Source organism: Chitinimonas sp., assembly GCF_041904975.1.
GTDB lineage: Bacteria > Pseudomonadota > Gammaproteobacteria > Burkholderiales > Chitinimonadaceae > Chitinimonas.
In genome coordinates this window covers 1-1,682 of sequence record NZ_JAYRLZ010000235.1, presented here as the reverse complement: position 1 = coordinate 1,682, position 1,682 = coordinate 1, and the positions used below count along the sequence as shown (strand labels likewise).

The 1,682-nt window shown below is 62.8% G+C and carries 1 protein-coding gene; it reads left to right on the top strand.

The window, feature by feature from the left end; translation table 11 throughout:
- Nucleotides 1–1,682, top strand: a 1,682-nt coding sequence (locus tag ACE3OH_RS17535) for an alpha-2-macroglobulin (protein ID WP_374356068.1), incomplete at both ends; no start/stop codon positions are given.

Here is a 1,682-nt window from a genome sequence, read left to right as displayed (position 1 = left end):
CGAGGGCATCGTGATGGTGGAGGGCGACCAGCTGCTGTGGATGAAGCGGGTGAGCATAGACAGCGACAAGCAGCAGATCGATATCCCGCTCGACCCGAGCTGGAAGCGCCACGATCTGTATGTGTCGGTCACCGTATTGCGCCCCGGCAATCAAGGCGACCGGGTGACGCCGACCCGTGCGCTGGGCTTGATCCACCTCGGCATCGATCGCAGCAACCGGCGCCTGCCGGTGAAACTGGCCGCGCCGGACAAGATCCGCCCGGATACCACCGTGCCGGTGAAGATCGCAATTGCACCGGCCAGCGCCAAGGAGGCGATGGTGACCGTGTCGGCGGTGGATGAAGGCATTTTGAATATCACCGAGTTCAAAACGCCCGACCCGTTCCAGGCCTTCTTTGGCCGGCTGCGCTATTCCGGTGAATTGCGCGATCTGTATGGTCGCTTGATCGAAAAGCTCGACGGCAAAAAAGGCAAGCTGCGCTTCGGTGGCGACAATTCGCTGAAGCAGCCGCCGAAGACGCCGCAAAAGATCAAGCTGGTCGACCTGTTCAATGGCCCGGTGCATTTCAACGCTCAGGGCGAGGCCACGGTGCAGGTCAAGGTGCCGGACTTCAATGGCCGGCTGCGATTGATGGCGGTCGTGGCGGCGCCCGAGCAGTTCGGCTCGGCCGAGCGCAGCATGGTGGTGGCAGCACCGCTGATTGCCGAAATGAATCTGCCGCGCTTTATCGCCAGTGGCGATAGCGCCGCGCTGGCGCTGGACCTGCACAATCTGTCCGGCAACGCCCAGAACCTGTCGGTCGAGGTGGAAGCCGCTGCCGGCTTGAGCCTCACCGGCGGCAAGCAAAGCGCCAGCCTCAAGGACAAGGAGAAAACCACCCTGCGCCTGGGTGTATCGGCGGTGGGCGAGCCGGGGTTGAAGACCTTTACCGTCAAGGTTGCCGGCAATGGCATCAACCTCAAGCGCGAATTCGTGCTGGAAGTGGCGGCACCGACGCCGGCGCAGCAGGTGTCCTCGCTGTATCTGCTGGCGCCGGGCGAAACCGTCACCTTGAAGAACAGCGATAGCGCGGCGTGGTATCCGGGGCGCAGCAGCCAGCTGATGCTGAGCGCACTGCCGCCGCTTAATGCGCAAAAGGTGCTGCAGGGCTTACTGCAATATCCGTATGGCTGCGCCGAGCAGACCACCAGCTCCAGCTATCCCTGGGTGTTTGTCGATGAGGAGGCGGCCAAGCGCTTTGGCCTGCCGGCGCATAGCCGCGAGCACCGTGCCGAGGTGCTGGATAAATCGTTTGCCAAGCTCGGCGCCTATCAGGCAGCCAATGGCGGCTTCAGCCTGTGGGGCGATGGCAGCGCCCATGATTACTGGCTGAGCGCCTATGTCACCCGCTTTTTACAGGATGCGCGTGGCGAGGGCTTTAGCGTGCCGCAAGCCATGTATGACAAGGCGCTGGACTACCTGCAGGAACAGCTGGCGCCTGGCATCGCTTCGCTGCCAGCCAAGGGCAGTGGCTGGAATGGCGCCAATGGCTGGTCGGGCTATTGGGAGGGCCGCAACCGCAATTTCGATGTTCTGGCCTATGGCGCCCTGGTGCTGGCGCAGGAGCGCAAGGTGCAGCTGAGCACCTTGCGCCAGTTGTTCGAATTGCGCAGCAATGCCAATTCCGGCCTGGCCTTGATCG